This window comes from Bacillus sp. cl95, assembly GCF_900115925.1.
Taxonomy (GTDB): Bacteria; Bacillota; Bacilli; order Bacillales; family Cytobacillaceae; genus Neobacillus_A.
In genome coordinates, this window is record NZ_FOYF01000003.1 from 182,492 (window position 1) to 208,491 (window position 26,000).

Consider the following 26,000-nt stretch of genomic DNA (forward strand, 5'->3'; position numbering starts at 1 on the left):
GATGGAATTACTTACTGATAGGTTGAGATTAATCCCATTCACAGAAGAAACAGTGAATGAATATTTGCATGGTGAAGAGATTGGTCCGCACATCCAGATGTTTGTAAAAGAACTGAAGTATGATCCTAGCCTTTTAGGTTGGGGTGTATGGCTTGTCCTAGATAAAAAGACTAAAACTGTTCTTGGAGATATTGGATTTAAAGGGAAACCCGATGCAGAAAATCAGGTGGAAGTCGGATATGGAATTAGGTCTTTTGCTCAAAATAATGGCATTACGGATCGTATAGTTTACGTCTATCTAAGTTCAGTGCTAAGAAAAGTCATTAACGCGCAATCGGCTTAAAAATATTGGGAGAGGAGAACTCCATTTATGGAAATAAGGAAACCAAACGATTCGGAATATAAAAAGGTTTTATCACTTTCACCACAAGCATTATTCGATGGTACATTAGGCGAGGTAAAACCGTCAGATGAAAAAGTCAAACAAGTTATTGAACCATTATTGCAGAAAGGAAGCTATTATTTAATAGCAACTGAAGGCGATAATCTAATGGGTTGGATTCTTATAGGAACAAGTAAAGATCAATTTACTGAAAAGATATATGGATTTATTTATGAATTGTTTGTGTTAGCAGAATTTAGAGGGAATGGAATTTCAAAACGATTGATGAAGACTGGTATCGAACATCTTAAACAAGATGGATTTTCAGAGGTTCGTTTAAGCGTATATTGTGGAAATCAAGCTATTAGACTGTATGAAAAATTGGGATTCAAAAATAGAACCATTACAATGAGTATGCCCATTTAAAACGACTATCTTTATTAAATAAATAAAAGGCTGGTTTATTGAGAATTGGGGAACCAAAAAAATGGTTTCCTAACATTTTATCGAAAAATTAACATTAAACATTAACAGAGCCTTCCATTAAGTAATGTTATCTTTTATGAGAAAATTTCCCATTAGATTACCGAGAGCTGAATAGCTGTACATAAATTATTAAAGGATTTCCTGGAAAAAAAGGAAGTCCTTCTTCTTTATAATTAACCACCTTCGAGGGAGACTACAATGGTATCGACTCCGTGAAGGACGGGATCTATTTTGAAAAATCAATGGAGGACAAGAGTCTAATGACCGAAACTAAAGAAGAACTAAAGCAACAGCTAGGTGTACTTACGGCTCGCAGGGATCGGATGCAAAAAAATCTCTATGAGGTCGAGAAGGAAATCACAGTAGTCAACAAGAAGTTAGCGATGCTCAAGAAATAACCAACAGAGCCTATGTAAAAATTAGGAATAAACTTCATCATAAGGTCCACCCTATATAAAAAGGGGTGTAACTGTGAAGCCATTTGAAATTAATAGCATGATTATTGATGACGATTTTCATAATGAAGAATTTGTAACGGCAGACTTTACTCATCAAAATCAAGATTATAGCATTACCTTTAAGAAAGCTGATCTAGAGATGGTGAATAGCTGGGTTTTTAAGGATGGGAAGACTCTTCCGGCAAACTTATCCGAACGGATGATTGAATTGTTAAGGGAAGATGTTAAGAAGAGAATCTAGTCACCTCAACTAGATTCTTTTTTATCTAAGGCTCTTTTCATTAACGTTGTTTTCACAAGCAAAAGTAAAAATCGGCTTCTTGAATTTTTTTACGACTTATTTTGAATTCTTAGTTCAGAAACTTCACGAAAAGAGCCAGAAGCCATAAAGAATGCGAGATGAATGTAGCATCCGAAAAGAACAATCAATGCGAAAACAGCCTTATCTAAAACATACTTAGCAATAGCTTTGAAAAAGATAAAGGTAAAGATGGTAGGAGGGTATTGGATGAAAAGAGAAAAAGACCAAACTAGTGAAGGATTAAATCAAATATTTGAAATCATTAATGCAAAGGGGGACACGGGAGAATTAGAAGAGATAGTAGAAAGAACAAACGCTGATTTTGATAAGGATAAGGAGGACGTTAGGTAAAGTGAGAGGCCCAAGCGATGGGCCTCTTATCAATGGTTAGAATCCAAACAACATACTGAAAATATGTTTTCTTCGTTTTCTTTTAGTAAGTGGAATCACGCTATCCTTAACTAGAAGAGAATCCTCGGAAGCTGCTGCTACATTCATGTGCGCTTCTAAGATTTCAAGTTTTGCTGTTAACATTTCCACTTGTGCCTGTAACTCTTCGATATCGCTTCTGTGTTGGAGAAGCTGATAGGAGGCGACTGAATCGGCCTTTTGGTTGATCCTCGTTTCAAGTTCATTTAGCTTGCCGATTATCGTTGTATCTATCATAGGAACTGAGGAAGATCTTTTTACTACCGCTACTCGTTTCTTCTTTACAGGAATTTCAGTAATTTCTTGAAGAATAGCACCATTCTGTATTTGTTCATGAATTTTCTTTAGTGTTTCTAAATCATCATTCGTAAAAGAATAATGACCCCGCTCGTTTCGCTCCATCTGCAGTCCTAATTGTTTCACCCAGCGTTTGACAGTACTAGAGGAAACACCTAACAACTCAGCAACCTGGTTCGTATTCATTCCAATTCCTCCTTTTCGGAAGTGCCCATTGTCTTTTTACCTTGGCGAGAGTGATTGGCAGTATTGGCTGATTAAACATAAAAACATTCAAGGAAGCCTAATTAGGACCAGAATTTCCATCCTTTAGATTTCTTGGCAGCTGCCGCTTCTCTGAAATTTGCGACAAGGTCCTGGAAAGCTTTTTCTCTTTGTAAAATTTCTTTTCGATGCGCTTCACGTTCCTGATTAATGGTTTCTAAATAGAATTCTCTGTCCTTGTGAAGTGTCTCTGCTAGAACATTTACTTCCTGTCCTTTAACGGATAAATAGTTGGCCATTTCTTTTAACTCTGTGTTGGTGCTTTCAGCAGCAAGATCAACTTGCTGAGATATCAATGAAATCTGTTCGGAACTTATCTTTGAACTGTTCGCTACCCGGTTTGCCAAGGTTACGAGCGTTTCGGAAGTTCGTTCCGAAGCTTTCACAACTGTGTTAGTAAATCCTCGCATTTCTGCTTTAGTCTTTTCTGAGGACTTGTAAAGGGAATCAGAAAGGTACTTCACGGTGTTCAGTGATCCTTTTGAAATTTCCTTTTTCACTTCCTCGGTAATCTCTTTGCGTAAAATCGTACGCATTTCTTGACTCATCGTAGCAACAAGTTTTTGTGTAAATATCTCCATCATTTCTGTTAATTCCTCAGCACTCAACACATTTTTTGCTGGTGTTGCTTCGACGGCTTTTTCTTGTGGAATCACTGAAAGAGAGGTTCCGAAGGATTCAGAAGTAGCTTGCGAACCTTGTTCAAGATGTTTTTGAATCAATTCCCGAATCATTGTCTTACCCAGGTTTTTTTCACGCATTTGTTTAATGGCTTCAAGTAAATGAATTTCCACTTCTGTATAATATCGAGTTCCTTGTTTCGTTCTAGGGATATGAAGGACACCTTTCAAATCTTTTTCCCATTGGCGGATAGTGCCATCAGGTACCTTGATTCTCTTTGAAACCTCTTGAATGGTGTAAGTCAGCATAAATGATTCTGTCTTCATTGTTCCAACCCTTTCTAATTTGGATATAGTTGCGAATCTTTCGGAAGATGGTTACGAATTCTTCGGAAGTCAGCTGCATGATCTGTTCCTATAAATCTATTAATTCAACTTGTGGTTAGGCGATTTCCTGCCTCCTGACAAAAGCTATCAAAACAAGTAGTATTGTCCGAAAAACCGCCAAACTTTACGGGAGGAATCGTCATTTTCAGAGGGTAGGGGAGAAAGGGGAATAAAAAAACACAGTTCCGAATAGGAACTGTGTCAAAGATTCTATTAAGCTGTTTTTCTTAGGTGCTTGAACTGTCCCTTAGATAGGACTGTCTTATCCATTCGGTGTGCAAATACTCCGGCAAGCACTGATAAAATAACGTCTTTTGGTAACGGAACGACCATCCACGCCCATGCCATTTTGTAAGTAAAGCCTTCTGGAGCTGCTGACCAAAATTTATAGGCAAAATACATCCAGTTTGTACCAACAACATAGTTGATCACAAATCCCACTAAAGCTGCAATGATAAAGTTTGTTAAGCTTCTATTTTTTTCTACCATTTTACCACAGATATAAGCCATTAAGATAAATGAAAGAATAAATCCAAAAGTTGGCTTAAGAATAATAGAAAAACCACCACTAAATTGAGCGAATACAGGTACTCCTACTAAACCTACTAGAGCATAAACAATCATAGAAATTGCGCCCAAGCGGCTACCAAGAATAAGCCCTGCAAGGATGGCAAAGAAAGTTTGAAGTGTGATCGGCACACCGCCAACGACTAAAAATGGAACGATGCTCGTGATGTTAGAGCCAATAGCCATCAAGGCGACAAACATTGCAGCAAGAGTTAAATCAAGCGGTTTCAGTTTTCTGTTCAATTTCATTTCCCCCAGTTGTGTATTTATACTTTTTTAGAATAGTATGGAATATTATTGGTGTCAACTTAAATTTTAAAGAGGTTAACAATAGCTTCCCTATTTCCATATTAATATTATGGTAAACTTGATTATAGTTATTTGAAAATTGTTGCATTTTAAAAATCATCCATATAAAATAAACTTACTAGTCGTTTTATAAAAAAGGGGGATTCATTCATGGTAGCGATTTCGTTGCAAAAAGCTTTAGAACAGTTTAAAGCATTGGATGAAAAAATTTCACATTTTGGTTCAATCGGTGGATTGCTTGATTGGGATCAGAAAGTGATGGCACCTAAAAAAGGTCGTGCAGCATTTGCAAAGGCAATGGGAACACTTCGCACTGAAGAATTCAAACTAATGGTGTCGGAAGAAATGGGGCAATTGCTGGCTGAGTTGGGTACTGAGGAAGCATTATCAACTCTTGATGATGTGACAAAAGCTCAAATTCGTGAACGTAAAGAGTTTTATGATAAATCAAAAAGCATTCCGACAGACCTTTATAAGGAATATTCTGTTCTTACTTCGGATGCAAATGAAGCATGGGAATCTGCTCGTGAAAAAAATGATTTCCAAGTTTTTCTGCCCTATCTTGAAAAAATTGTGGCGATTAAGAAACAGTTTGCTGAGTATTATGGTTATGAGAACCATCCATACGATGCGATGCTGGCTGAGTATGAGCCAGGTTTAAGAGTGGCGACTTTGGATCCGTTATTTGCAAATTTACGAGAATCCAGTGTAAATCTTTTAGAAAAGATTAGAAATTCTGGTTATAAGCCTGCAGTGGAAATATTTGAAAACTCATATGCTATTGAAAAACAAAAAGAGTTTAACCGTTACATCCTTCCGATCATTGGTTTTGATATGGAGGCAGGACGCTTGGATGAAACGGTACATCCATTTGCACAAACGGTAAATCCTGGAGATGTTCGAATCACTACTAGATACTTGGAGCATAATGTCCGTTCTGCTTTATTCGGTACCATTCATGAGGCAGGACATGGGATCTATGAGCAAAATATTTCTGCTGATTATGAAGGAACGGTGCTTCAAACAGGTACATCATTTGGGATTCATGAATCGCAATCAAGATTCTTGGAAAATATGGTCGGACGCAGTCTTGAATTTTGGAAGTACTTTTACCCGCCGTTGCAAAAAACTTTCCCTGAGCATTTAGAGGCTGTAACTGTGGAAGAATTCTATCGGGCAGTAAACGCGGTTCAACCTTCTTACATTCGTGTGGAAGCAGATGAACTTACTTACAATTTGCATATTATGCTTCGTTATGAAATTGAAAAAGCGTTAATGGCTGGAGAAATAGAACCTAAGGATTTGCCAAATGTATGGAACGATAAAATGGAAGAATACCTCGGAGTCCGTCCTGAAACTGACCGTGAAGGTGTATTACAAGACGTTCACTGGTCGTTTGGGGGAATCGGATACTTCCCATCGTATTCACTCGGAAATCTTTATGCCGCGCAAATTCTGAATACGATATTAAAAGAGATTCCAGACTTTTATGAACAGCTTGAAAAAGGTGATTTTACAAAGATTCAAGGCTGGCTACGCGAAAAAATTCACCAATTCGGTAAGTTATATTCACCGAATGAACTTATTGTTAAAGTGACAGGTGAGGACTTGAATGCGTCTTATTTAGTAGATTATCTGGAAAATAAATATAGCAACGTTTATAATTTATAAGAATAATAGACGCAGGGGGTCACCAAATGGCGCCAATTGTTTCAGATGAGTACAAAGAAAAGAAAAAGAGGGAAATCCTTGATAGTGCTTTGGCTTGTTTCGCCAAAAAAGGTTTCCAAGCAGCAACGATTGACGATATCGTCGCTCATTCCGGAATTAGCAAAGGCTCCATTTACAACTACTTTAAAAGCAAAGATGAAATATATTTGTCTTTAATGGTGGATAATACGACTGAGACTAATCAACGTTTGCTCGAGGAAATCTCTAAGTATTCGACTGCGGTGGAGAAAATTAGGTATCTTTTTGGCACTTATTTAGACTTTGAGCCTTTTGCTGAAAAGAATAAGGCAAATGTGCTGGTTCATTATGAATTTAAACTTCATTCTTCTAGAAGTGAAGAGCTTCTCGCTTATTTGAAAAAACGTCGCCAACAATACTTTATTGATTTGGTTGCAGACATCATTGAGGATGGTCAATCAAAAGGTGATGTGAAAAAAGAACTCAATGCGCGATTGTATGCAGAAATGTTTTGGTCGATACTCGATGGAGTTACACTTCAAACTGTTTATGACGATTACCCATATCACGAAGCACTAAAAGAAATGCAAGAGTTGTTCATTGAGAAATTGTCTGCTCCTTTATAGGGGCAGGCTTTTTTTGTGGTCTAGGAGAGTATAAAATAAATTAATGTGGATAACTTTCTACGTTTGTCTAATAATCCAGCTCCAGCGCCCAGCCCCTCGGGGTTGTTTCCTAAAGCCGAAACAACTTTAATTGTTTTCTAAAGCCAAAACAATTTTGGTCATAAGCCAAATCACTTCAGAAATCAGGACAAGGAACGCTTCGGCAGCATCATCATCGCACGAAGAAAAGGCGATAGCCTTTTCGAGGATGAACTGCGTGATTCGTCTTATGCCTGTCGGGGCTAAACAGGGCGCTTGCGCCTTTTGTTCTTTTAGGCGCTAGGAGTTGGTAGGTAGGCGTATTTTGATTGCTTGGAGTCAGTTTGTTTGTCTTTGGCGTGACAAACGAGTTAAGATTTTTGAAAATGGCAGAAAGGCTGAAAAATCGAGCGATTAGGCCTGTGAAAATGGCAGAAACGGTCAAAAAACAGGCTGAAATTTTCAGCGCAACTGCTACTAAGTTACCAAAATGGAAATTTATGTTTATCAATGGGCTCGTTTTGTCAAACAACGTTCACATACGGCCAAAATTTTTGCAGGATAAGGACTGTAGAATATTGAATCCTTCCATAAATAAGAAAGGAGTGATCAAATTGATAGAAAAACCTCTTGAAGTACCCATCATTATCCGTAAATTATCCTCACTGGCAAGGCGAATCCCTGAAGATCATCCTAAAAGAAAAGATATTCTAAAAGAACTCAACATGAGAATGGCAGGATATCACGGTGAAGAATCACTGTACTATTTTCTTAATCGAATCGATGAAGAAAAATACATGATTTTTCATGACTTGAGACTTCGAAACGGCTCAGATTATTTTCAGTTAGATTTTCTTCTACTTACATCTTCTTTTGCCATCATTCTTGAAACAAAAAACTACGCTGGAAGCTTACTTTTTGATCCACGAACAAATCAATTTTCTCGCAAACTAGACAATCAGGAAATAACGTTTAGAGACCCTCTCACACAAGCATTCTCTCAAGTAACCCAATTTCAAAAGTGGGTTAAATCAAAGAAACTTCCTCCTCTGACTATTGAAAGCCTTGTAGTAATTAGCAACCATCGAACCATATATAAGGTAACGCCTGGAAATGAAGAGGTATATAAGAAAATATGTCATTCCTTTGCGATTGAATCAAGGTTGGATGAGATTTTTCAAAAATATCCTAAAGAAGTTTTATCACTACAAGATATGAAGAAATTAACCAAAAAGCTTTTAAGCTGTCATGAACCTTTTTCCCCGGATGTACTTGAAAGATTTAAAATTGATCGGGAAGAAATAACTACGGGAATTTTTTGTCCCAAGTGTGATATTGCACCAATGCATTATCAGCGAGGTAAATGGTATTTCGGGAAGTGCAGAAAGATGTCAACTGAGCGATACCTCGAGGCGCTCGAAGACTATTTCTTGATCTTTGGGCCTACCATAACAAATGCAGAATATCGCCGTTTCTTTCATTTTCCGACTGGAAATATATCATCAAAACACATCGTTGCTCTGAATCTGCCGTATGAAGGCAATAAGAAAGGGCGTCGTTATTACTTTCCTGAAAAGAATTTATTTGCAAATCCTAAAGGAATTCTTTTATGATGGTATGGGACAACTATTATTAAAAGCTGTTTTCGCATTGATTGTTGCTTGTACGGAATAATGTAACGACACGTTTAGATTCTTATTTCGCGCTCTTTTCCTCAATATGAAATTCTAAACGCTAATTTTCTAGTAGCATTAATCCAATAACAAGAAAGTTTACGAAAAGAGCCTAATTAAAAGAACACTCGGGGGATTTTTATGGAAAACGCAAACGTTAGAATCGAGAAAGACTTCCTTGGATCGAAGGAAGTGGCAGCGAACGCATACTACGGGATTCAGACGCTTAGAGCAGTGGAAAACTTTCCAATCACAGGTTATCGCATTCATGGCGAATTGATTCGCGCGATGGCAATGGTTAAAAAAGCTGCAGCACTTGCGAATGTTGAAGTGGGCAGATTATATGAAGGTTTAGGGGATGCCATTGTAAAGGCTGCTGATGAAATAATTGAAGGCATGTGGCATGAATATTTTATTGTCGATCCCATCCAAGGTGGGGCAGGAACGTCAATTAATATGAATACAAATGAAGTAATCGCTAACCGTGGCCTTGAAATCATGGGAAAAGAAAAAGGGGACTATTATCACTTAAGCCCTAACTCACACGTCAATATGGCGCAGTCTACCAACGATGCGTTTCCGACAGCTATACATATTTCAACACTCACTTTGCTGGAAACATTGCTTGGTACGATGGAACATATGCATGATATTTTTGCAGAAAAAGCGAAGGAATTCGATCATATCATCAAGATGGGACGCACGCATTTACAGGATGCTGTTCCGATCAGGCTTGGTCAGGAATTTGAGGCGTACCGTCGTGTATTGCAACGTGACATAAAAAGAATAAAGAATACAAGAGAGCATTTATATGAAGTAAATATGGGAGCAACGGCTGTTGGTACAGGCTTGAATGCCAATCCAAAGTATATCAAACGCGTTGTCGACCATCTTCGCGAGATTACAGGGTTCCCACTTGTTAACGCTGAACATCTTGTAGACGCAACTCAAAACACGGATGCCTACACTGAAGTTTCAGCTGCTCTTAAGGTGTGTATGATGAATATGTCTAAGATCGCAAATGATCTTCGTCTGATGGCATCCGGCCCTCGCGTTGGATTCAACGAGATCTCATTGCCAGCGCGTCAGCCTGGTTCTTCAATTATGCCTGGTAAAGTAAATCCTGTTATGCCTGAATTGATCAACCAAGTGGCCTTTCAGGTAATCGGTAACGACCATACAATCTGTCTTGCATCAGAAGCTGGACAACTTGAATTGAATGTCATGGAACCGGTTCTTGTATTCAATTTGATTCAATCTATCAGCATCATGAATAATGCATTCCGAGTCTTCACTGACAATTGCCTCAAGGGTATCGAAGCAAATCAAGAGAAATTAAGACAGGATGTCGAGCGCAGTGTTGGTATCATTACAGCGGTTAATCCGCATCTTGGATATGAGCCTGTAGCACGTATTGCACGTGAAGCGATTCTTACGGGTAAATCTGTTCGTGAACTTTGCTTGAAATACGATGTTCTCTCAGAAAAAGAATTAGACTTGATTCTCGATCCATATGAAATGACGAATCCTGGTATAGCAGGGGAGTCACTCTTGAATAAAGATTAACCAAAGGCTGTTCTCGCCTACATTGTTGCTTTTACGATTAGAGCAAAAACACGAATAGAGTCTTTTTTCGTGCTCTTTTCCTCAAAATTAAATTCTAAACGCAAAATATCGTCTGGTTTTAGTATAGAAAAAACCCTACTGCCGGCTTTTTCTTGTTCCAATAACAACAAAGTTTACAAAAGAGCCTAAGCAAAAGAAAAGCCTGCCTCATTTTAAATGGAGACAGGCTTTTCTTTTTTTACTTGTAAGCTATTGATTAAATCGCTTATTGGCAGTGGTTTGTAATATAGGAAACCTTGAAGGTGATAACAGTCGTAGTCGCTCAAGATCTGAACTTCCTCAGTCGTTTCGACTCCTTCTGCAATTGTATCAATTCCCAAGTCTCTTGCCACATTAATGATGGCCCTTAGTATTGCTAAGTTACGGTCATCCTCCTTAATACCTCTAATAAAGGAACGATCAATTTTCACCTTATTTATTGGGAATCGTTTCAGATAACTGAGTGACGAATAATGAGTTCCAAAATCATCGATAGAAATATTGATGCCAAGTTGCTTGATCTCATCAAGAATGACAAGTTGTTCATCTTTCATGGCTGTGCTCTCTGTAATTTCAAATTCCAGCAGATGAGGAGGGAATTTTGTCTCAAACAAGATTTGTTTCATTTTTTCAACAAGACCCTCGTCTTGAAATTGCTTTGCCGATAAGTTGATCGCAAGCGGTATAAGTGGCAGACCGCTGTCGATCATCGCGCCGATATCTGTACAAGCTTTTCGTAAAACCCATTCTCCCAATTCAATGATCAATCCTGTTTCTTCTGCTACATCAATGAATCCGGCAGGGGATAGGAGCCCTTTAGTAGGATGGTTCCATCTGACAAGCGCCTCAACCCCAATAATATTTCCTGAACGGCTATCCACTTGAGGCTGGTAGTGAAGGATGAGCTCATCATTTTTTATCGCTTGCCTTAAATCGTTACTTAACTCGATTTTCATATTCGCATCTTTATTCATGTCTGGATGGAACACACGAATCTTATTTCCACCAGAACGTTTAGCGTTATACATCGTAATATCCGCATGTTTAAGCAAAGTTTTGAAATCACGATTTTGCCCATCAAATAAGCTTATTCCGATACTTGTATTCATATAATGAAGCTTTTCCGGCAATTGAAAAGGGGAGTGGAACAAACGTAAAATGTCCTTTGCGATATTCTTCGCCCCAGTTTTGTCGGTATCATTTACAACGATGCCGAATTCATCACCACCAAGTCTTGCAAATATGGTCACAGGCAGATTTGCATCAGAAATTCGGGTTGAGACGCTTTTAAGAAGAATGTCGCCAGTTTCATGACCATATGTGTCATTAACCATCTTGAAATTATCCAAATCGAAATAAATAATCGCTCCATCTCTATCGTCTTCGTTTAAACACTCATCCAACACTTTTGTAAAATACATTCTATTGGCAATTCCCGTCAACTGATCATAAAATGCGAGGTGAGTAAGTTTCTTTTCAGAATCTTCCAATGCCACAGCATGTTTCGCGAGTTGTTGATTCCTTTCAACTAGTTCATTTTCACTAGCCTTCATTTCTTCAATAACCTCTGATAATTGATGGTGTGCCTTGTTTAAATCCTTGGTTCGTGAGACTACTAATTTATTTAATCTTTCTCTTTCTGTAAAAAGAATGATGAAAATAGTAACCACCAATAGGGAAATAAAATATCCAATCATGCGATAGGCCATTAACTGTTTATTTAATTCATCCATTTTACTCGGAATAGGAGAGGCTGCAATTTCCCATACTCCATCAAGTAAGCGGATTTCTTGCATAATTTTATTATCCTTGTAAAAAAGTTCCTTATTTCCCCAAAACGGCTCTTGACCAGGTAGGCGTATCGTGACATTTAGGCTTGAATTTTCAGCCGAGATACCTGCTTGAGAGAGAATATGGGACAAACTGAGTCCAATATTGACATAACCCCATAGTGAACCATCTTGAAAAATAGCCTTGCGGGCAACTATTCCAGTTTTCCCTTGTAAGAGTTCATAAGGCTGACTTATGATAATTTCTTTGGTTTTGTTAGCTCTTTTTAGCTCGTCGATGATAATAGGCCGTTTATCTTGAAGAATATTATGATTAATCAACTTTTCATTTCCTTTAAAAGGATAGACGTACTCATAAACCCCTTTAGGAGCAATAACGATACTTTGAACTCTTTGGTTTGTTCCATCATAGATTTTTGAAAGAAACTGATTTACCTGTTCAGGTGTTTCATTTTTCAAAAAGTCATTTGTGATATAGGCTTCCATTCCATTAATGAGAATGAAATCTTGATAGATTTCCGATTGAAGGGTTTGTGCTTTCTCCTTCAGTTCTAGCCTTGTTTGCGTTTCGATTTGATCCATCATAGTTTTCTTATATTTATTTAACGCAATTTCTATCCCTAATAAAAACAATATAAGCATAACGATGACAAAAGTTAAGTTGAGGCGTTTCATAGTGCAGTTCTCCTATTTCGTCACTTTTCGAGCATTTTCGTAGTTCGATTATACCATTTTTACAGTTTATATAATCAGATTATTTCTAAATAATTAATTAAATTTTATCGGAAAGGCTTGCAAAATTTAAAATATTCGCTAAAATTACTTTAACCTTATAAATTTAATAATTTTTTATCCTTATCGAGAGAGGCAGAGGGACTGGCCCTATGACGCCCGGCAACCGCTATTTTTTATAGTATGGTGCCAATTCCAGCAGAACATATTGTTCTGAAAGATAAGGAAGAGTCGAACTCATATTTTAAACTCTTCCTTAATTTCAGGAAGAGTTTTTTTGTTGCAAAAGAACAAAAAACACGAACGTTAAAATAAAAATAATTATTAATGTTCTGTTTTATGTTGAATTATCCGTATTTATTTAGTAATTTAATGAGTATAAGTCAAAAAAACAAAAACAGGGGGTTTTGATTTAATGAAAAAATTTGTTTGGATTTTTGCGATTATTTCAATTTTATTGGTAGGTTGTTCTGCAGAAAAAACAGAGAAAGTTGCTAAAAATGGTTCTAAGAAAGATTCAAAGAAGATTGCCTTAATTTTGCCAGAGAAAATAGGGGTGAATCCATTTTTTCAACAGATGGATGAGGGAGCAAAAAAAGCTGCGAATGAATTTGGAGTAGAGTTGAAAACAATCGAATCCACTGACCATGCCGCGATTGAGCAAAATTTGAGAGTTGCGGTTGCTGAACAGTACGATCTGATTATCACTTCTTCATTTGAGTCTGAAGATGCACTGAAAAAAGTGGCAACAGAAAATCCAAATCAACAATTTGCCATCATAGATACTGTCATTGATCTACCTAACGTACAAAGTGTAACTTTCCGAGAATACGAAGCGGCGTATTTACTTGGTGCGGCAGCAGGATTGTCAACAAAAACGGATAAAGTTGGAATGGTCGCTGCGATGGATATTCCTCTATTAAAAAAATGGACAGTTGCTTTTGAACAAGGGTTAAAAGATACAAATCCTGATGCTGAATTCTTGTTAAATTTCGTAGGCGGTTTTACAGATCCAGCAAAGGCGAAGGAATTGGCTTTGCTTCAATCATCAAAAGGGGCTGATTTTATCGCTGGAGCAGCAGCAGTTGGAGATTTGGGTGTTTTTGAAGCAGCAAAGGAAAAGGGCTTTTACACAGCTGGTCAAGATGTAGATCGTACAACAATTGATCCTGAACATATTGTTTTATCACAGCTAAAAGGTACAGACACTGCTGCCTATGAAACCATTAAGTCATTTACAAACGGGAATTTTAAAACTGGCGTTGTGGAATATGGGTTAAAAGAAGATGGTGTTGGTTTAACACATGTGACAAGAGACAGTGAAACGCCTCTAAACGCTTTTATTGGGCAAGGAGTAGTTGATCAAGTAAAAGCCATTGCTGAAGAAATAAAATCTGGAAAAAGAGAAGTGAAGAATCCACTTGCAAACTAAAAATTTGAATGCCGACTGTTTTTGCAGTCGGTTTCCATCTTTTTAAGGGGAGGCGAAATGAATGGACATACGTATGGAAATGAAAAGCATGTCGAAAAAATACGGCAATTTTTATGCAAATGAAGATGTATCGATTGCATTAAAAAAGGGTGAAGTTCATGCCATCGTTGGAGAAAATGGAGCTGGAAAGACTACCCTTATGCGAATGCTTTACGGTATGGAAGTGCCTAGTTCAGGAGAAATATTGGTTAATGGACAAAACGTTTCATTTGATGGGCCAGATGATGCGATAAAACATGGAATTGGTATGGTCCATCAACATTTTATGCTATTTCCTGACTTTACGGTAAGTGAAAACATTGTAATTGGCCATGAACCTAAAAAATTTGGGTTCTTTAGAAGAAAAGAAGCGATAGAAACTGTCAATAAATTAAGCAACAAATACGGTATAAAAGTCAATCCAGAATTAAAAACTGTCAAATGTTCGGTTGGTGAACAACAGAGGATAGAAATACTAAAAGTTCTTCATCAAGGTGCGGAAATCATTATATTAGATGAACCCACTGCTGTTTTAACTCCACTTGAGGTGAATGGGCTACTCGAAACCATACGCCATTTGGCTCAACAAGGTAAAAGTATAATCTTGATTACCCACAAATTGAATGAAGTGATGTCTGTAGCAGACCGCATTACGGTTTTAAGAAATGGAAAGGTAACCGGGGTCTTCAACAAGGATCAAACGAATGTGGAAGAACTAGCACGATGTATGGTTGGCAGGGAACTCAGTAAAACTGGCGTCCGGGAAAAAACGAAAGGTAAAGAACTGCTACAGGTCAAAAATCTCACACTCGAAAAAATTGGAAGTAATCCCAAATTAAATAGTGTCAATTTAACTGTCCATCATGGAGAAATTTTGGGTATTGCAGGTGTATCAGGGAACGGGCAATCTGAATTACTGCAAATCATTTCTGGAGTACTGTCGGCAACAAGCGGTTCAGTTTTACTTAGTGGTAAGGAACAATTGAACTTATCGGTCGAAAATGTCAGAGAGAGCGGATTGGCACATATTCCTGAAGACCGCTATTTGTGGGGGGCAGCCAAAGAGGCAACAGTCGAGGAAGTAGCAATAATGGGTCACTATCGAAAAAGGCCTTATCACCGTTTTTCATTTATTCAAAATAAAGTTTTTCGTTCTGTAGTACAAGACTGGATTGATTTCTTTGAGGTAAAGACCTCTTCTTTAAAAGAGAAATCTGGGAATTTGTCTGGAGGTAATTTACAAAAATTAATTGTTGCACGTGAACTGGCACAGGAATCGCCACTTTTGTTGGCAGCTGAACCTACTCGAGGGGTTGATATCGGTGCCATGGAGAAGATACATTCCACACTGCTTGATAAAAGGAACCGAGGGGATGGAGTACTTCTTGTATCGTCTGAGTTATCGGAAATTCTCAGTCTAAGTGATCGGATATTGGTCATGTATGAGGGTGAAATAGTGGGAGAGTTCCCTAGGCATGAAGCAACTGAAGAACGCTTGAGTGTTTTAATGGCGGGAGGAAAATCAAATGACAGTTCAACTAAAACTGCAGCAACTATTTAGTTCATTAGCGCAGCCGATTATTGCGGTATTCGTCGGGCTTCTTACAGGTGCAATCGCAATTACTATTGTAGGAGAATCCGTGATTTCCACGTATATGGAAATGTGGAAGGGGGCTTTCGGTAATTTCTACTTTATAACTTCAACTTTTGCGCGTGCCACTCCTATTATTCTTATTTCACTTGGAGTTGCCCTAGCTTTTCGAGCAGGCGTTTTTAACTTAGGTGCAGAAGGACAAATGGTCCTTGGTGCTGTAGGTGCCGCACTAGCTGCTCTTTATATGCCTGGTCCGGCACTTGTGAAAATCATCGCTGCCCTTATTGGTGGATTTTTGGCAGGAGGATTCTGGTCATTATTAGCAGGATGGCTGGAAGTAAAATTTAAAGTACAACTATTGATTTCTACGCTTCTATTTAACTACATAGCTATTTTACTTGCAAGTTACCTTGTAGGTGGACCTTTTCAAGATAAGACAGGTTCAGCCGCTCTCGCGCAGACACCTATGATTGAACAAGATGTATGGCTGCCTAAGCTATTTCCAGGTATGACTTTGCATGTTGGTTTTATCATTGCGATTGTGGCAGCTTTGCTTATGTTTGTGATCTTTCGCTTTACGATTATGGGATATGAGGTAAAAATGCTAGGCTATAATTCTTTTTTTGCTACTTATGGGGGAATACATAAAACCAAAGTACTGTTGTACAGCATGCTTTGGAGTGGCGGGTTCGCAGGGTTAGCTGGTACGGTTGAAGTGTTGGGAAGTCAATATCGTTTTGTAGATGGTGCACTTACAGGACCAGGCTTCGCCTGGACGGGTGTTATGGCTACTTTACTTGCAAACTCCAATCCGATTGGGATTATTGTTACATCTATTATGCTTGCAGCACTCCAGACTGGAGCCATGGGTATGGAGCGAAACACTGAAGTTCCTCTTGAGATTGCTGGGGTTATACAAGCCGTTCTTATCCTATTTGTTTCTATGAAATTCACTTATAAATGGTGGAAAGCAAAAGAGAAAGGAGTGAAGGCAGATGGAACTGTTTGATGTTTCACTTTTTAGTTCCATGCTTAGAATGGTTGCTCCGATAATGCTTGCAGCCCTTGGAGGTGCCATTTGTACACGTGTAGGAATTTTCAATGTAGGATTGGAAGGATTTATCATTGTGGGTGCGTTTTCCGCAATTGCAGGAACTCATTTTACAGGAAGTACAACCTTGGGAGTATTATTAGCAGCCTTGATGTCTGCCTTGCTCGGATTATTATTTGGTTTTACAACCATTCGGTTAAAAGCTAATCAAATTGTTGCGGGTATTGCCATTAATTTTCTAGGCATCGGTTTAACAACATTTGCCTTAAGAACGGTGTTCAACGTTAAGGGTGCATTTTATGATAAGGAAATGCAAGGTTTGCAAAAATGGGAAATTCCTTTCATAAAAGACATCTCTTTTGTTGGAGAGGTTCTTTCCGGGCAATCCCCACTCGTATATATTTCATTTTTAGTTGCAATTCTACTATACATATTTTTATACCATTCAGTACTTGGATTCAGGTTTTTAGCTGTCGGTATGAACGCGGTTGCGAGCCGAAGCATAGCCTTGAAAACAACAGCCATTCAGTATAGTGCTGTCATTCTTTGCGGTATCCTTTGTGGACTTGCTGGTGCTCAATTGTCACTAGGTCAGGTGACGATGTTTTCGGAAGGCATGACGGCAGGAAGAGGATTTATCGCATTAGTTGCCATGATGCTAGGTCAGTCCCATCCTATTGGGATAGTAGGATCAAGTCTATTGTTCGGTTTTATGGATGCCGTGTCGATTCGAATGCAGGGATTTTCGATGCCAACTCAATTCACGGCCATGCTTCCATATGTCATTACAATCATTGCGATGTTCTTTCTGCGTGACCGTGGCATGTCTTCACTGCACAGCGGCCAACAAAGTGCAAGATAGTCAATGAAAAGTGAATATTCAATTGATACTTATTTAAAAACGTAAATATTTTTATTAAATAGTCATACCAAACTAAGGGAGGATGCTATGGGTAATAAAGCAGAACGTATAAAAAAAACAAAGGTACCTACTAATAATCTGCCAGAGGAATTGGCAAAACGTTTGCCGCCTGGACAGGTTCTAACTGAAAGGTTCCCTATTTTACACGAAGGTGATGTACCTTCATATGAGATGAATCAGTGGAATCTAAGGATTTTTGGTGCTGTTAGCGAGAATATCACTCTTACTTATGACGATATTTTAAAAATGCCGCAATCAACCGTAACTTGTGATATTCACTGCGTGACGAGATGGTCACGGTTTGATAACACTTTTACAGGTGTGAAATTCGTGGATTTTCTTAAAGAAATAGGAGTCACACCTAAAAGTGAATTTGTAATGATTCATGCTGACCACAACTATACAGCCAACGTAAAATTAAGTGACTTAAACAGAGACGATGTGCTTCTTGCCCATTCATTCGAAGGTAAGCCCTTAACAGATAAGCACGGCTGGCCACTTCGACTTGTTGTACCGCATCTCTATTTTTGGAAAAGTGTAAAGTGGCTTCGCGGTTTTGAGTTTGTGAACAAAAATCATCCTGGCTTTTGGGAACAAAATGGTTTCCACCTAAATGCGGATCCTTTTCTTGAAGAGCGATTTTCGGGCGAAGAACTTCCGATTCCCGAGGATGAATGGGAGAGGAAAGACTATGACTAATACACTACCTAATCTAAAAGTAGAATCAATATTATTGCCAAAAGGATGTATTGTTTGTGGGGATCCAGCAAGGGCGAAATCAATCGCCTCTCAACTTGAGAATCATAAACAAATAGCTCAAAATCGAGAATATCATACCTATTCTGGAACTTGGAACGGTGTTGAAATAGGCGTTGTGAGCCACGGGGTTGGTGCACCTGGTGCTGCTGTATGTTTCGAAGAACTGATACAGGGCGGTGTAGAAACATTAATAAGAGTCGGTACTGCCGGTTCTTATCAGGATAAAATAATACCTGGGAGTTTAGTGATTAGTACAGCTTCAGCAAGATGTGATGGACTAACAAGTCAGCTTGTACCACAAGGCTTTCCTGCGGTGGCTGATCGGTGCATCATCGAGGCACTTTCAAAAGCTGGGAGTGAATTCAGTAAGGAGATGCTTATACATGAAGGCATTACACTTACTCTGGACGCTTTTTATTCTGGAGTTTTGGAATTCCCACATGAAATTTACAAAAGAGCGGGAATCTTAGCAGTTGAAATGGAAAATGCGGCCCTGTTTGTGATTGCGGCATTAAGGGGTGTAAGAGCAGGTGCAATCTTAGCTATTGATGGTTATGCCGATAGCAATTTAAGGGAAAATTATAATCCGCATACCGAGATAGTTAACAAAGCGGTGATTGCTGAAACAAAGATTGCCCTAAACGCTCTTGCACAGATCATAAAGGACGCTAATGTAACTTAAACAATTAATGCTGACTCCGTTTTCTTTTAATAAAAATTCATTTTCCTTAAAAGGGACCTAAATTAAAAGAGTTATACAGTTTAATAAAGAAGAACAAATGATTCTCTTTTAACATAGGTTATTGGAAAAGATGTGGAGAGGGCATAAATGGTTTACTATCCTAAATATCCATTTAAAGTTCAAGTAGGAGGTTATCAGGTACCGCCTATATATATCCAAACATACTACGATCATTTTATTCGTCCACAGTACTATTCTCCCTTTTTCGCTTGGCAATATGCTAACTATAGACCCGACATCCGATGAGGATGTTGGGTCTTTTTTGGTGATAAAGTATGAGAGTTTACTAATTTTTCATGCTCTTATTCTACTAAATAACTATTTCGAATAAGGAAATATTTGATAATCTAATTTTCATAACTTATAATATTAAGATAATTATAAATTTTAGGAGGACAGTTGATGAAGTTATACATGTCTGTTGATATGGAAGGCATCACGGGGTTGGCTGATTATACCCACGTCGATTCCAATCAGCATAATTATGAAAGAAGCCGTATTATTATGACCGATGAAGCGAACTATGTAATCACGTCGGCATTTGATGAAGGTTGTAAAGAAGTGGTCGTCAATGACAGTCATTCAAAAATGAATAATCTTCTAATTGAACGACTTCACCCAGAAACACAACTGATTACCGGAGATGTGAAACCGTTCTCCATGGTGCAAGGTTTGGATACTTCATTTACTGGAGCAATATTTGTTGGATATCATGCACGTGCCTCTCAGAAAGGTGTTATGTCACACACGATGATCTGGGGAGCAAGAAAGATGTACATAAACGATGTGGAAGTAGGAGAATTAGGCTTTAATGCTTATGTAGCTGGTTATTATGGAGTACCAGTCATCATGGTTGCAGGAGATGATAAAGCCGCACAAGAGGCAGAAGCACTTATTCCCAACGTCACGACGGCTATTGTAAAAGAAACGATTTCACGATCTGCCGTAAAATCACTGACACCTATAAAAGCTGGCCAGCTACTCCGTGAAAAAACGGCTTTAGCTCTACAAAACTACCAAAATGTGAAACCGCTTACGCCACCAGATCATCCAATTCTTCGCATTGAATTCACCAATTATGGTGAGGCAGAGTGGGCAAATTTAATGCCAGGCACTGAAATCGAAGAAGGAACGACAATCGTCCGTTATCAAGCAAAGAACATTTTAGAAGCTTATCAAGCTATGCTTGTCATGACGGAATTGGCAATGCGGACAACATTCTGCTAAACATAAGATAACTTTGTAGGGAGTGCCAAACATGAATACATATTTCTTAAAACGTTTCCTCGCCATGGTTGTGACACTATGGTTGATTGTAACGCTTACTTTTGTTCTAATGCACACGATTCCCGGCTCTCCATTTAATCAGGAAAGAAATACGAACGAAACGGTTCAGAAAAATCTTGAAGCCTATTATCAACTTGATAAGCCGCTTCCCGTTCAATATTTCAATTATTTAAAGGGTGTCGTGACACTTGATTTTGGTCCATCGATTAAAAAGCCATCACAGACAGTAAATGACATGCTTGGAAGAGGATTCCCCGTTTCATTTGAATTAGGGATGATTACTTTGATTGTGGCCGTTTTATCAGGGATTGCCCTCGGAATTATCGCAGCATTACGTCATAACGGGATTATCGATTATTTAGCGATGTCGATCGCCGTAATTGGAATTTCAGTTCCGAGCTTTGTCATGGCAACATTGCTGATTCAACAGTTGGCCGTTAACTGGCAGATATTTCCGGCAGCTACTTGGACAAGTCCAATGCATATGGTGTTGCCAACACTGGCGCTTGCAACGGGACCGATGGCGATTATCGCCCGACTCACTCGCTCGAGCATGCTCGAAGTACTGACGCAGGATTATATCCGGACAGCAAAAGCAAAAGGTCTTTCTCCAGTCAAAATTGTATTTAAGCACGCTCTAAAAAATGCATTGCTGCCAGTTGTGACAGTATTAGGAACACTCGCGGCGAGCATTTTGACAGGTACCTTTGTGATCGAAAAGATCTTTGCGATTCCTGGGATGGGCAAATACTTCGTTGACAGTATCAGTAATCGTGATTACCCAGTCATCATGGGAACGACTGTTTTCTATAGTACCGTATTGATCATCATGTTATTTTTGGTGGACATTGCTTACGGGATTCTTGATCCACGTATTAAGATCCATAAGAAGGAGGGGAGATAATGGAGCTGCACAAACATCACGAACCCAATATTGCACCTGATATTCCCGACGAATGGTTTGCACCTAAAGCAAAAGATAGCAAAGCGGCTGAAGCAGTCGTTAGACCGAGTTTGTCTTATTGGCAAGATTCCTGGAGACGGCTTGTAAAAAATAAATTGGCGATGTCAGGGTTAGTCTTCTTAATTTTCCTTGTGGTCATGGCCATCATTGGACCAATCATCTCACCTCATAGCGTGGGACATCAGTCATTGATGAAACAGAACTTACCTCCATCCTCTACATACTGGTTTGGCACGGATGATTTAGGGAGAGACGTATTCACTCGAACTTGGTATGGTGCGCGCGTTTCTTTATTTGTAGGGGTTACGGCTGCACTCATTGATTTTCTTGTAGGAGTCATCTACGGCGGAATTGCCGGCTATAAGGGTGGACGCACTGACAATGTCATGATGAGGGTAGTTGAAATTCTTTATGGAATTCCGTACTTGCTTATTGTTATCTTACTTGCAGTTGTTATGGGACCAGGGTTGTCAACGATCATCGTTGCATTATCCATAACTGGTTGGATTGGAATGGCCCGAATTGTGCGTGGGCAAGTCATGCAGATTAAAAATTACGAGTTTATTTTAGCATCCAAAACATTTGGTACAAAAACAGCACGAATCATCAGAAAGAACTTGCTACCGAATACGATGGGACCGATTATTGTCCAAATCACGTTAACCGTTCCAGCTGCTATTTTTGCTGAAGCTTTTCTTAGCTTTCTGGGTCTGGGAATTCAAGCACCTCACGCAAGTTGGGGAAGCATGGCTTCAGACTCCTTATCGGTTATCTTATCTGGTTATTGGTGGAGATTGTTCTTCCCGGCATTTTTCATTTCTATGACCATGTTCGCATTTAACGTATTAGGTGATGGCTTGCAGGATGCGCTTGATCCGAAGCTAAGGAGGTAATCATCATGGAAAAAGTACTACAGGTGAAAGACCTCCACGTTTCATTTTCTACGTATGGAGGCGAAGTTCAAGCAGTGCGCGGTGTCACTTTCGATCTATTTAAAGGAGAAACACTGGCGATTGTTGGTGAATCCGGCTGTGGTAAAAGTGTTACATCACAAAGTATCATGCGCCTAATTCCAAATCCTCCTGGAAAAATTAAAACAGGAGAAATCCTTTTTAAAGGTAAAGACCTCACAAAATTGAAAGAACCTGAGCTTCGTAAAATACGAGGTGCCGATATTTCTATGATATTTCAGGATCCAATGACTGCGCTTAATCCCACTTTGACGATTGGCGATCAGATCATGGAAGGTATTATGCAGCATGAGAAAGTTTCTAAAACGGAAGCGCAAAAAGTGGCGATTGAAATGCTTACATTAGTAGGCATTCCTAGTCCCGAAGCTCGTTTAAAGCAATTCCCGCATCAGTTCAGTGGTGGGATGAGACAAAGGATTGTCATCGCAATGGCGCTTGTCTGTCAGCCAGAAGTGTTGATCGCTGATGAACCGACAACAGCACTGGACGTGACCATTCAGGCGCAGATTTTAGAGCTTTTCAAAGATATTCAAAAGAAAACGAATGTATCGATTATCTTAATCACACATGACTTGGGTGTCGTGGCACAAGTTGCAGACCGTATCGCTGTCATGTATGCAGGAAAGATTGTCGAGTCAGGTACACGTCGTGAAATTTTTTATCAACCACAGCATCCATATACGAGGGGATTATTAAATTCGGTTCCACGTTTGGATGTGGAAGAGGCAGAGTTGATACCCATTCCAGGTTCACCGCCTGACTTATTCGCTCCTCCTACTGGTTGTCCTTTCGCAGCAAGGTGCAGTTATGCGATGGAAGTTTGCGACCGTGTTTACCCGTTTAAAACTCACTTAAGCAAGGAACACCACGTCGACTGCTGGTTGCAGGATGAACGTGCTAAACATATGGTTTCAACTATTTCATAGATGAAAACAAAACGAACAAGGGGGAAAAAACATGAAAAAGTTTTTAACAGTATTCATGTCAGCATTGCTTGTTTTTGTAATGGCAGCATGTACAGCCAACAAAGATGCTGGCAAAGAAGAACCAGGTGACAAGAAAAAAGAAGGTAAAACAGAAGAAAAAGTCCTTTACCTGAACAATGGCCAAGAGCCAACTTCATTCGATCCTTCTATCGGTTTCGATGCCGTTTCTTGGAATGCATTGAACAACTTAATGGAAGGTTTGACTCGTTTAGGGAAAAACCACGAGCCAGAAGCAGCTACAGCTGAAAAATGGGATGTATCTGAAGATGGAAAGACATATACTTTCCATATCCGTAATGACGCAAAATGGTCTAACGGTGACGATGTAACTGCAAATGATTTCGTTTTTGGATGGAAGAGAATGTTAGATCCTGCAGTGGGTTCTAGCGCTGCATTCCTTGCCTATTTCATTGAAGGAGCTGAAGCGTACAACTCAGGTACTGGTTCGGCTGATGATGTGAAAATCAAAGCAGTTGATGCAAAAACACTTGAAGTAACATTAACAAGTCCTCAAGCATTTTTCTTAAGTGTTATTACTAACCCTTCATTCTTCCCAGTGAATGAAAAGGTTGCAAAAGAAAACCCAACTTGGTTTGCTGAAGCAGCAACATTTGTTGGTAATGGTCCTTTCAACTTAACGAAATGGGAACATGACAGCAGCATGGTCATGGAGAAAAACGATAAGTATTGGGATGCTAAAAACGTTAAGCTTGATAAAATCGATTGGGCTATGATCGACGACACAAATACTGAGTATCAAATGTACCAAACTGGTAAACTCGATCAATCCGATGTGCCTGCTGATTTAAGTGAAAAGCTGTTTGGCGAAGGTGCTGTTAAAGTAGAAGACCAAGCAGGTGAATACTTCTATCGCTTAAACGTAACAATGGAACCTTTCCAAAACACAAATATCCGAAAAGCATTTGCAATGGCAGTAGACCAAAAGCAAATGGTTGACTTCGTCACAAAGAATCAAGAAAAACCAGCTTATGGTTTCGTATCTTATGGATTAAATGATGCAAATGGCAAGGATTTCCGTAAAACAAATGGCGACTTAGTTAAGACTGACGCTTCTAAGGCGAAAGAATTATTGAAAAAAGGTATGGAAGAAGAAGGTTATGACAAACTTCCGGAAGTAACTTTAACTTATAGCACTGACGATACGCACAAGAAAATCGCTGAAGCACTTCAACAAATGTTCAAGGAAAACCTTGGTGTTGATGTAAAGCTTGCTAATTTAGAATCATCTGCTTTCTTAGCAGAACAAAAAGGTCTTAAGCTTCAAATGTCTCGTAGTTCATTCCTTGCTGACTATGCAGATCCAATCAACTTCCTTGAAAACTTCCAAACAGGACATTCTATGAACCGTACTGGATGGGGAAATAAGGAATATGATGACATGATCAAGGCAGCGAAAAATGAATCAGACGAAAAGAAACGCTTCGATATCATGTACAACGCTGAAAAACTATTATTTGAAGAATCGCCAATTATCCCAATTCACTTCTATAACCAAGTGTACTTACTAAATGACGCAGTTAGCGGCATTGTACGTCACCCAGTTGGTTACTTAGAATTGAAATGGGCAGATAAGAAGTAACGTTATTAAAAGAAAAGGGGTGTTCGCTCGAACATCCCTTTTTCTCTAGATATATATAGATGCCTTATAGAATGGGGAGGTTTACCTATGCTCACAAAACCGCAACGGTTAAAAAAGGGAGATACAGTTGGAGTGATTGCCCCTGCAAGTCCTCCTAATCAAGAAAATTTACTGCGTGGGATTGCTTTTTTAGAAAATGAACTTGGCTTAAAAGTTAAACTAGGAAAATACATAAAGAATCAATATGGATATTTGGCAGGATCAGACGAAGAAAGATTAGCAGACTTGCATGAAATGTTTCTTGATAAGGAAGTTAAAGCTATCTTTTCTGCTTGTGGTGGTTATGGTACTGGACGTCTGGCTACTTCTATTAACTATGAAATCATTAAAGAAAATCCTAAAATCCTTTGGGGATACAGCGATATCACTTTTTTACATACAGCCATTAGGCAAACTACAGGTTTAGTCACTTTTCACGGACCCATGCTAGCATCGGATATCGGTAAAGCAGACGTAGACCCACTATCAAAGCAATATTTTAGCCAGTTATTTGAACCTATGAATATCGTATATAGCGAACAACATGCGCCACTAGTCAGCATGCAAGATGGAGTTGTAACGGGGGAGTTAGTCGGTGGCAATCTTTGTTTGCTGGCTACAACCATTGGGACGCCTTTTGAGATTGATACAAAAGGAAAGCTTTTGTTGATCGAAGACATTAATGAAGAACCTCGTTCCATCGACCGCATGCTCAACCAATTACATATGGCAGGAAAACTAGAAGATGCTGCAGGGCTGATTATTGGGGATTTTCATGCGTGTGAACCTCAACGAGAACTGACACTCTCACTTGATGAAGTCTTAGAGTATTATGTGAAAGTCGCTAATAAACCTGCATTAAGCGGATTTAAGATGGGGCATTGTAACCCACACTTCTCCGTTCCTTTCGGTGTCAAAGCTTCTTTGGACACTTATGCAAAAACGATTACGATTGAAAGTGGCATCAGATAGGGAGGGCAT

Annotated in this window: 25 protein-coding genes and 1 riboswitch; of the genes, 21 read left to right on the forward strand and 4 right to left on the reverse strand. The window is 39.0% G+C overall.

Annotation, left to right across the window (positions count from 1 at the left end; translation table 11 throughout):
• The first annotated feature begins 1 nt into the window (after position 1).
• From BMZ31_RS09980 to BMZ31_RS20315, 5 genes are all read left to right on the forward strand, one after another.
• Complete coding sequence (locus tag BMZ31_RS09980) at positions 2 to 343, forward strand: GNAT family N-acetyltransferase (protein ID WP_090831598.1); 342 nt, start codon at positions 2 to 4, stop codon at positions 341 to 343.
• Positions 344 to 370: 27 nt separating this feature from the next.
• On the forward strand, positions 371 to 808 hold the full coding sequence (locus tag BMZ31_RS09985; RefSeq protein ID WP_090831599.1) for a GNAT family N-acetyltransferase: 438 nt from the start codon (positions 371 to 373) through the stop codon (positions 806 to 808).
• 272 nt (positions 809 to 1,080) lie between these two features.
• Complete coding sequence (locus BMZ31_RS20310) at positions 1,081 to 1,266, forward strand: hypothetical protein (RefSeq protein ID WP_139206604.1); 186 nt, start codon at positions 1,081 to 1,083, stop codon at positions 1,264 to 1,266.
• A gap of 73 nt (positions 1,267 to 1,339) precedes the next feature.
• Positions 1,340 to 1,567: a hypothetical protein gene (locus tag BMZ31_RS09990; RefSeq protein WP_090831600.1), complete on the forward strand. Its 228-nt coding sequence runs from the start codon at positions 1,340 to 1,342 to the stop codon at positions 1,565 to 1,567.
• 267 nt (positions 1,568 to 1,834) lie between these two features.
• Positions 1,835 to 1,978, forward strand: a complete 144-nt coding sequence (locus BMZ31_RS20315; protein ID WP_175478068.1) for a hypothetical protein — start codon at positions 1,835 to 1,837, stop codon at positions 1,976 to 1,978.
• 36 nt (positions 1,979 to 2,014) lie between these two features.
• Here the strand turns inward: BMZ31_RS20315 and BMZ31_RS09995 are convergent, their stop codons facing one another.
• The 3 genes from BMZ31_RS09995 to BMZ31_RS10005 all read right to left on the reverse strand — a co-directional run bounded on the left by BMZ31_RS09995 (position 2,015) and on the right by BMZ31_RS10005 (position 4,440).
• Positions 2,015 to 2,539: a MerR family transcriptional regulator gene (locus BMZ31_RS09995; protein ID WP_090831601.1), complete on the reverse strand. Its 525-nt coding sequence runs from the start codon at positions 2,537 to 2,539 to the stop codon at positions 2,015 to 2,017.
• 101 nt (positions 2,540 to 2,640) lie between these two features.
• On the reverse strand, positions 2,641 to 3,564 hold the full coding sequence (locus BMZ31_RS10000; protein ID WP_090831602.1) for a MerR family transcriptional regulator: 924 nt from the start codon (positions 3,562 to 3,564) through the stop codon (positions 2,641 to 2,643).
• Between the two features lie 273 nt (positions 3,565 to 3,837).
• Entirely contained in the window at positions 3,838 to 4,440 is a 603-nt protein-coding gene (locus BMZ31_RS10005; protein WP_175478069.1) for a biotin transporter BioY, read from the reverse strand.
• A gap of 210 nt (positions 4,441 to 4,650) precedes the next feature.
• On the opposite strand from BMZ31_RS10005, the gene BMZ31_RS10015 reads away from it, so the two are divergent.
• The 4 genes from BMZ31_RS10015 (at position 4,651) to aspA (ending at position 10,072) form a co-directional block, all read left to right on the forward strand.
• Positions 4,651 to 6,171 carry a carboxypeptidase M32 gene (locus tag BMZ31_RS10015; RefSeq protein ID WP_090831605.1) on the forward strand — a complete coding sequence of 507 codons (1,521 nt, stop codon included), beginning with the start codon at positions 4,651 to 4,653 and terminating at the stop codon, positions 6,169 to 6,171.
• Between the two features lie 26 nt (positions 6,172 to 6,197).
• Positions 6,198 to 6,815 carry a TetR/AcrR family transcriptional regulator gene (locus BMZ31_RS10020; protein ID WP_090831606.1) on the forward strand — a complete coding sequence of 206 codons (618 nt, stop codon included), beginning with the start codon at positions 6,198 to 6,200 and terminating at the stop codon, positions 6,813 to 6,815.
• 347 nt (positions 6,816 to 7,162) lie between these two features.
• Positions 7,163 to 8,446, forward strand: a complete 1,284-nt coding sequence (locus BMZ31_RS10025) for a nuclease-related domain-containing protein (protein ID WP_090831607.1) — start codon at positions 7,163 to 7,165, stop codon at positions 8,444 to 8,446.
• Between the two features lie 201 nt (positions 8,447 to 8,647).
• On the forward strand, positions 8,648 to 10,072 hold the full coding sequence (gene aspA / locus BMZ31_RS10030) for an aspartate ammonia-lyase (protein WP_090831608.1): 1,425 nt from the start codon (positions 8,648 to 8,650) through the stop codon (positions 10,070 to 10,072).
• A 212-nt stretch (positions 10,073 to 10,284) separates the two neighbouring features.
• Here aspA and BMZ31_RS10035 read toward each other — a convergent pair whose 3' ends face one another.
• Positions 10,285 to 12,576, reverse strand: a complete 2,292-nt coding sequence (locus BMZ31_RS10035; protein ID WP_090831609.1) for a bifunctional diguanylate cyclase/phosphodiesterase — start codon at positions 12,574 to 12,576, stop codon at positions 10,285 to 10,287.
• 177 nt (positions 12,577 to 12,753) lie between these two features.
• A riboswitch (SAM riboswitch) is annotated at positions 12,754 to 12,860 on the forward strand.
• 188 nt (positions 12,861 to 13,048) lie between these two features.
• Here BMZ31_RS10035 and BMZ31_RS10040 point away from each other — a divergent pair.
• The 12 genes from BMZ31_RS10040 to BMZ31_RS10095 all read left to right on the forward strand — a co-directional run bounded on the left by BMZ31_RS10040 (position 13,049) and on the right by BMZ31_RS10095 (position 25,991).
• Entirely contained in the window at positions 13,049 to 14,065 is a 1,017-nt protein-coding gene (locus BMZ31_RS10040; protein ID WP_090831610.1) for a BMP family protein, read from the forward strand.
• A 61-nt stretch (positions 14,066 to 14,126) separates the two neighbouring features.
• Positions 14,127 to 15,665 (forward strand): ABC transporter ATP-binding protein, encoded by a 1,539-nt coding sequence (locus BMZ31_RS10045; protein ID WP_090831611.1) that lies wholly within the window; start codon positions 14,127 to 14,129, stop codon positions 15,663 to 15,665.
• A complete protein-coding gene (locus tag BMZ31_RS10050; RefSeq protein ID WP_090831612.1) occupies positions 15,631 to 16,707 on the forward strand; it encodes an ABC transporter permease in 1,077 nt (358 codons plus the stop codon). The genes BMZ31_RS10045 and BMZ31_RS10050 overlap by 35 nt, the downstream gene beginning before the upstream one ends.
• Positions 16,694 to 17,611, forward strand: coding sequence for an ABC transporter permease (locus BMZ31_RS10055; protein ID WP_090831613.1), 918 nt, complete (start codon positions 16,694 to 16,696; stop codon positions 17,609 to 17,611). Before BMZ31_RS10050 ends, BMZ31_RS10055 begins: the two co-directional genes overlap by 14 nt.
• An 87-nt stretch (positions 17,612 to 17,698) precedes the next feature.
• Entirely contained in the window at positions 17,699 to 18,370 is a 672-nt protein-coding gene (locus BMZ31_RS10060; RefSeq protein ID WP_090831614.1) for a sulfite oxidase-like oxidoreductase, read from the forward strand.
• Positions 18,363 to 19,112: a nucleoside phosphorylase gene (locus BMZ31_RS10065; protein ID WP_090831615.1), complete on the forward strand. Its 750-nt coding sequence runs from the start codon at positions 18,363 to 18,365 to the stop codon at positions 19,110 to 19,112. Before BMZ31_RS10060 ends, BMZ31_RS10065 begins: the two co-directional genes overlap by 8 nt.
• Positions 19,113 to 19,574: 462 nt before the next feature.
• On the forward strand, positions 19,575 to 20,399 hold the full coding sequence (locus tag BMZ31_RS10070) for a M55 family metallopeptidase (protein ID WP_090831616.1): 825 nt from the start codon (positions 19,575 to 19,577) through the stop codon (positions 20,397 to 20,399).
• A gap of 31 nt (positions 20,400 to 20,430) precedes the next feature.
• Positions 20,431 to 21,363 carry an ABC transporter permease gene (locus BMZ31_RS10075; RefSeq protein WP_090831617.1) on the forward strand — a complete coding sequence of 311 codons (933 nt, stop codon included), beginning with the start codon at positions 20,431 to 20,433 and terminating at the stop codon, positions 21,361 to 21,363.
• A complete protein-coding gene (locus tag BMZ31_RS10080) occupies positions 21,363 to 22,316 on the forward strand; it encodes an ABC transporter permease (RefSeq protein ID WP_090831618.1) in 954 nt (317 codons plus the stop codon). Before BMZ31_RS10075 ends, BMZ31_RS10080 begins: the two co-directional genes overlap by 1 nt.
• A gap of 5 nt (positions 22,317 to 22,321) precedes the next feature.
• A complete protein-coding gene (locus BMZ31_RS10085) occupies positions 22,322 to 23,320 on the forward strand; it encodes an ABC transporter ATP-binding protein (RefSeq protein ID WP_090831619.1) in 999 nt (332 codons plus the stop codon).
• A gap of 31 nt (positions 23,321 to 23,351) precedes the next feature.
• Positions 23,352 to 24,980, forward strand: a complete 1,629-nt coding sequence (locus BMZ31_RS10090) for a peptide ABC transporter substrate-binding protein (RefSeq protein WP_090831620.1) — start codon at positions 23,352 to 23,354, stop codon at positions 24,978 to 24,980.
• Between the two features lie 87 nt (positions 24,981 to 25,067).
• Complete coding sequence (locus tag BMZ31_RS10095) at positions 25,068 to 25,991, forward strand: S66 peptidase family protein (RefSeq protein ID WP_090831621.1); 924 nt, start codon at positions 25,068 to 25,070, stop codon at positions 25,989 to 25,991.
• Positions 25,992 to 26,000: the final 9 nt, after the last annotated feature.

What these genes read in the sequence shown, in the direction of transcription:
- BMZ31_RS09980 (WP_090831598.1), top strand. Translation starts at nt 2, where the DNA reads ATGGAATTACTTACTGATAGGTTGAGATTAATCCCATTCACAGAAGAA.
- BMZ31_RS09985 (WP_090831599.1), top strand. Translation starts at nt 371, where the DNA reads ATGGAAATAAGGAAACCAAACGATTCGGAATATAAAAAGGTTTTATCA.
- BMZ31_RS20315 (WP_175478068.1), top strand. Translation starts at nt 1,835, where the DNA reads ATGAAAAGAGAAAAAGACCAAACTAGTGAAGGATTAAATCAAATATTT.
- BMZ31_RS09995 (WP_090831601.1), bottom strand. Translation starts at nt 2,539, where the DNA reads ATGAATACGAACCAGGTTGCTGAGTTGTTAGGTGTTTCCTCTAGTACT.
- BMZ31_RS10000 (WP_090831602.1), bottom strand. Translation starts at nt 3,564, where the DNA reads ATGAAGACAGAATCATTTATGCTGACTTACACCATTCAAGAGGTTTCA.
- BMZ31_RS10005 (WP_175478069.1), bottom strand. Translation starts at nt 4,440, where the DNA reads ATGAAATTGAACAGAAAACTGAAACCGCTTGATTTAACTCTTGCTGCA.
- BMZ31_RS10015 (WP_090831605.1), top strand. Translation starts at nt 4,651, where the DNA reads ATGGTAGCGATTTCGTTGCAAAAAGCTTTAGAACAGTTTAAAGCATTG.
- BMZ31_RS10020 (WP_090831606.1), top strand. Translation starts at nt 6,198, where the DNA reads ATGGCGCCAATTGTTTCAGATGAGTACAAAGAAAAGAAAAAGAGGGAA.
- aspA (WP_090831608.1), top strand. Translation starts at nt 8,648, where the DNA reads ATGGAAAACGCAAACGTTAGAATCGAGAAAGACTTCCTTGGATCGAAG.
- BMZ31_RS10035 (WP_090831609.1), bottom strand. Translation starts at nt 12,576, where the DNA reads ATGAAACGCCTCAACTTAACTTTTGTCATCGTTATGCTTATATTGTTT.
- BMZ31_RS10040 (WP_090831610.1), top strand. Translation starts at nt 13,049, where the DNA reads ATGAAAAAATTTGTTTGGATTTTTGCGATTATTTCAATTTTATTGGTA.
- BMZ31_RS10045 (WP_090831611.1), top strand. Translation starts at nt 14,127, where the DNA reads ATGGACATACGTATGGAAATGAAAAGCATGTCGAAAAAATACGGCAAT.
- BMZ31_RS10050 (WP_090831612.1), top strand. Translation starts at nt 15,631, where the DNA reads ATGACAGTTCAACTAAAACTGCAGCAACTATTTAGTTCATTAGCGCAG.
- BMZ31_RS10055 (WP_090831613.1), top strand. Translation starts at nt 16,694, where the DNA reads ATGGAACTGTTTGATGTTTCACTTTTTAGTTCCATGCTTAGAATGGTT.
- BMZ31_RS10060 (WP_090831614.1), top strand. Translation starts at nt 17,699, where the DNA reads ATGGGTAATAAAGCAGAACGTATAAAAAAAACAAAGGTACCTACTAAT.
- BMZ31_RS10065 (WP_090831615.1), top strand. Translation starts at nt 18,363, where the DNA reads ATGACTAATACACTACCTAATCTAAAAGTAGAATCAATATTATTGCCA.
- BMZ31_RS10070 (WP_090831616.1), top strand. Translation starts at nt 19,575, where the DNA reads ATGAAGTTATACATGTCTGTTGATATGGAAGGCATCACGGGGTTGGCT.
- BMZ31_RS10075 (WP_090831617.1), top strand. Translation starts at nt 20,431, where the DNA reads ATGAATACATATTTCTTAAAACGTTTCCTCGCCATGGTTGTGACACTA.
- BMZ31_RS10080 (WP_090831618.1), top strand. Translation starts at nt 21,363, where the DNA reads ATGGAGCTGCACAAACATCACGAACCCAATATTGCACCTGATATTCCC.
- BMZ31_RS10085 (WP_090831619.1), top strand. Translation starts at nt 22,322, where the DNA reads ATGGAAAAAGTACTACAGGTGAAAGACCTCCACGTTTCATTTTCTACG.
- BMZ31_RS10090 (WP_090831620.1), top strand. Translation starts at nt 23,352, where the DNA reads ATGAAAAAGTTTTTAACAGTATTCATGTCAGCATTGCTTGTTTTTGTA.
- BMZ31_RS10095 (WP_090831621.1), top strand. Translation starts at nt 25,068, where the DNA reads ATGCTCACAAAACCGCAACGGTTAAAAAAGGGAGATACAGTTGGAGTG.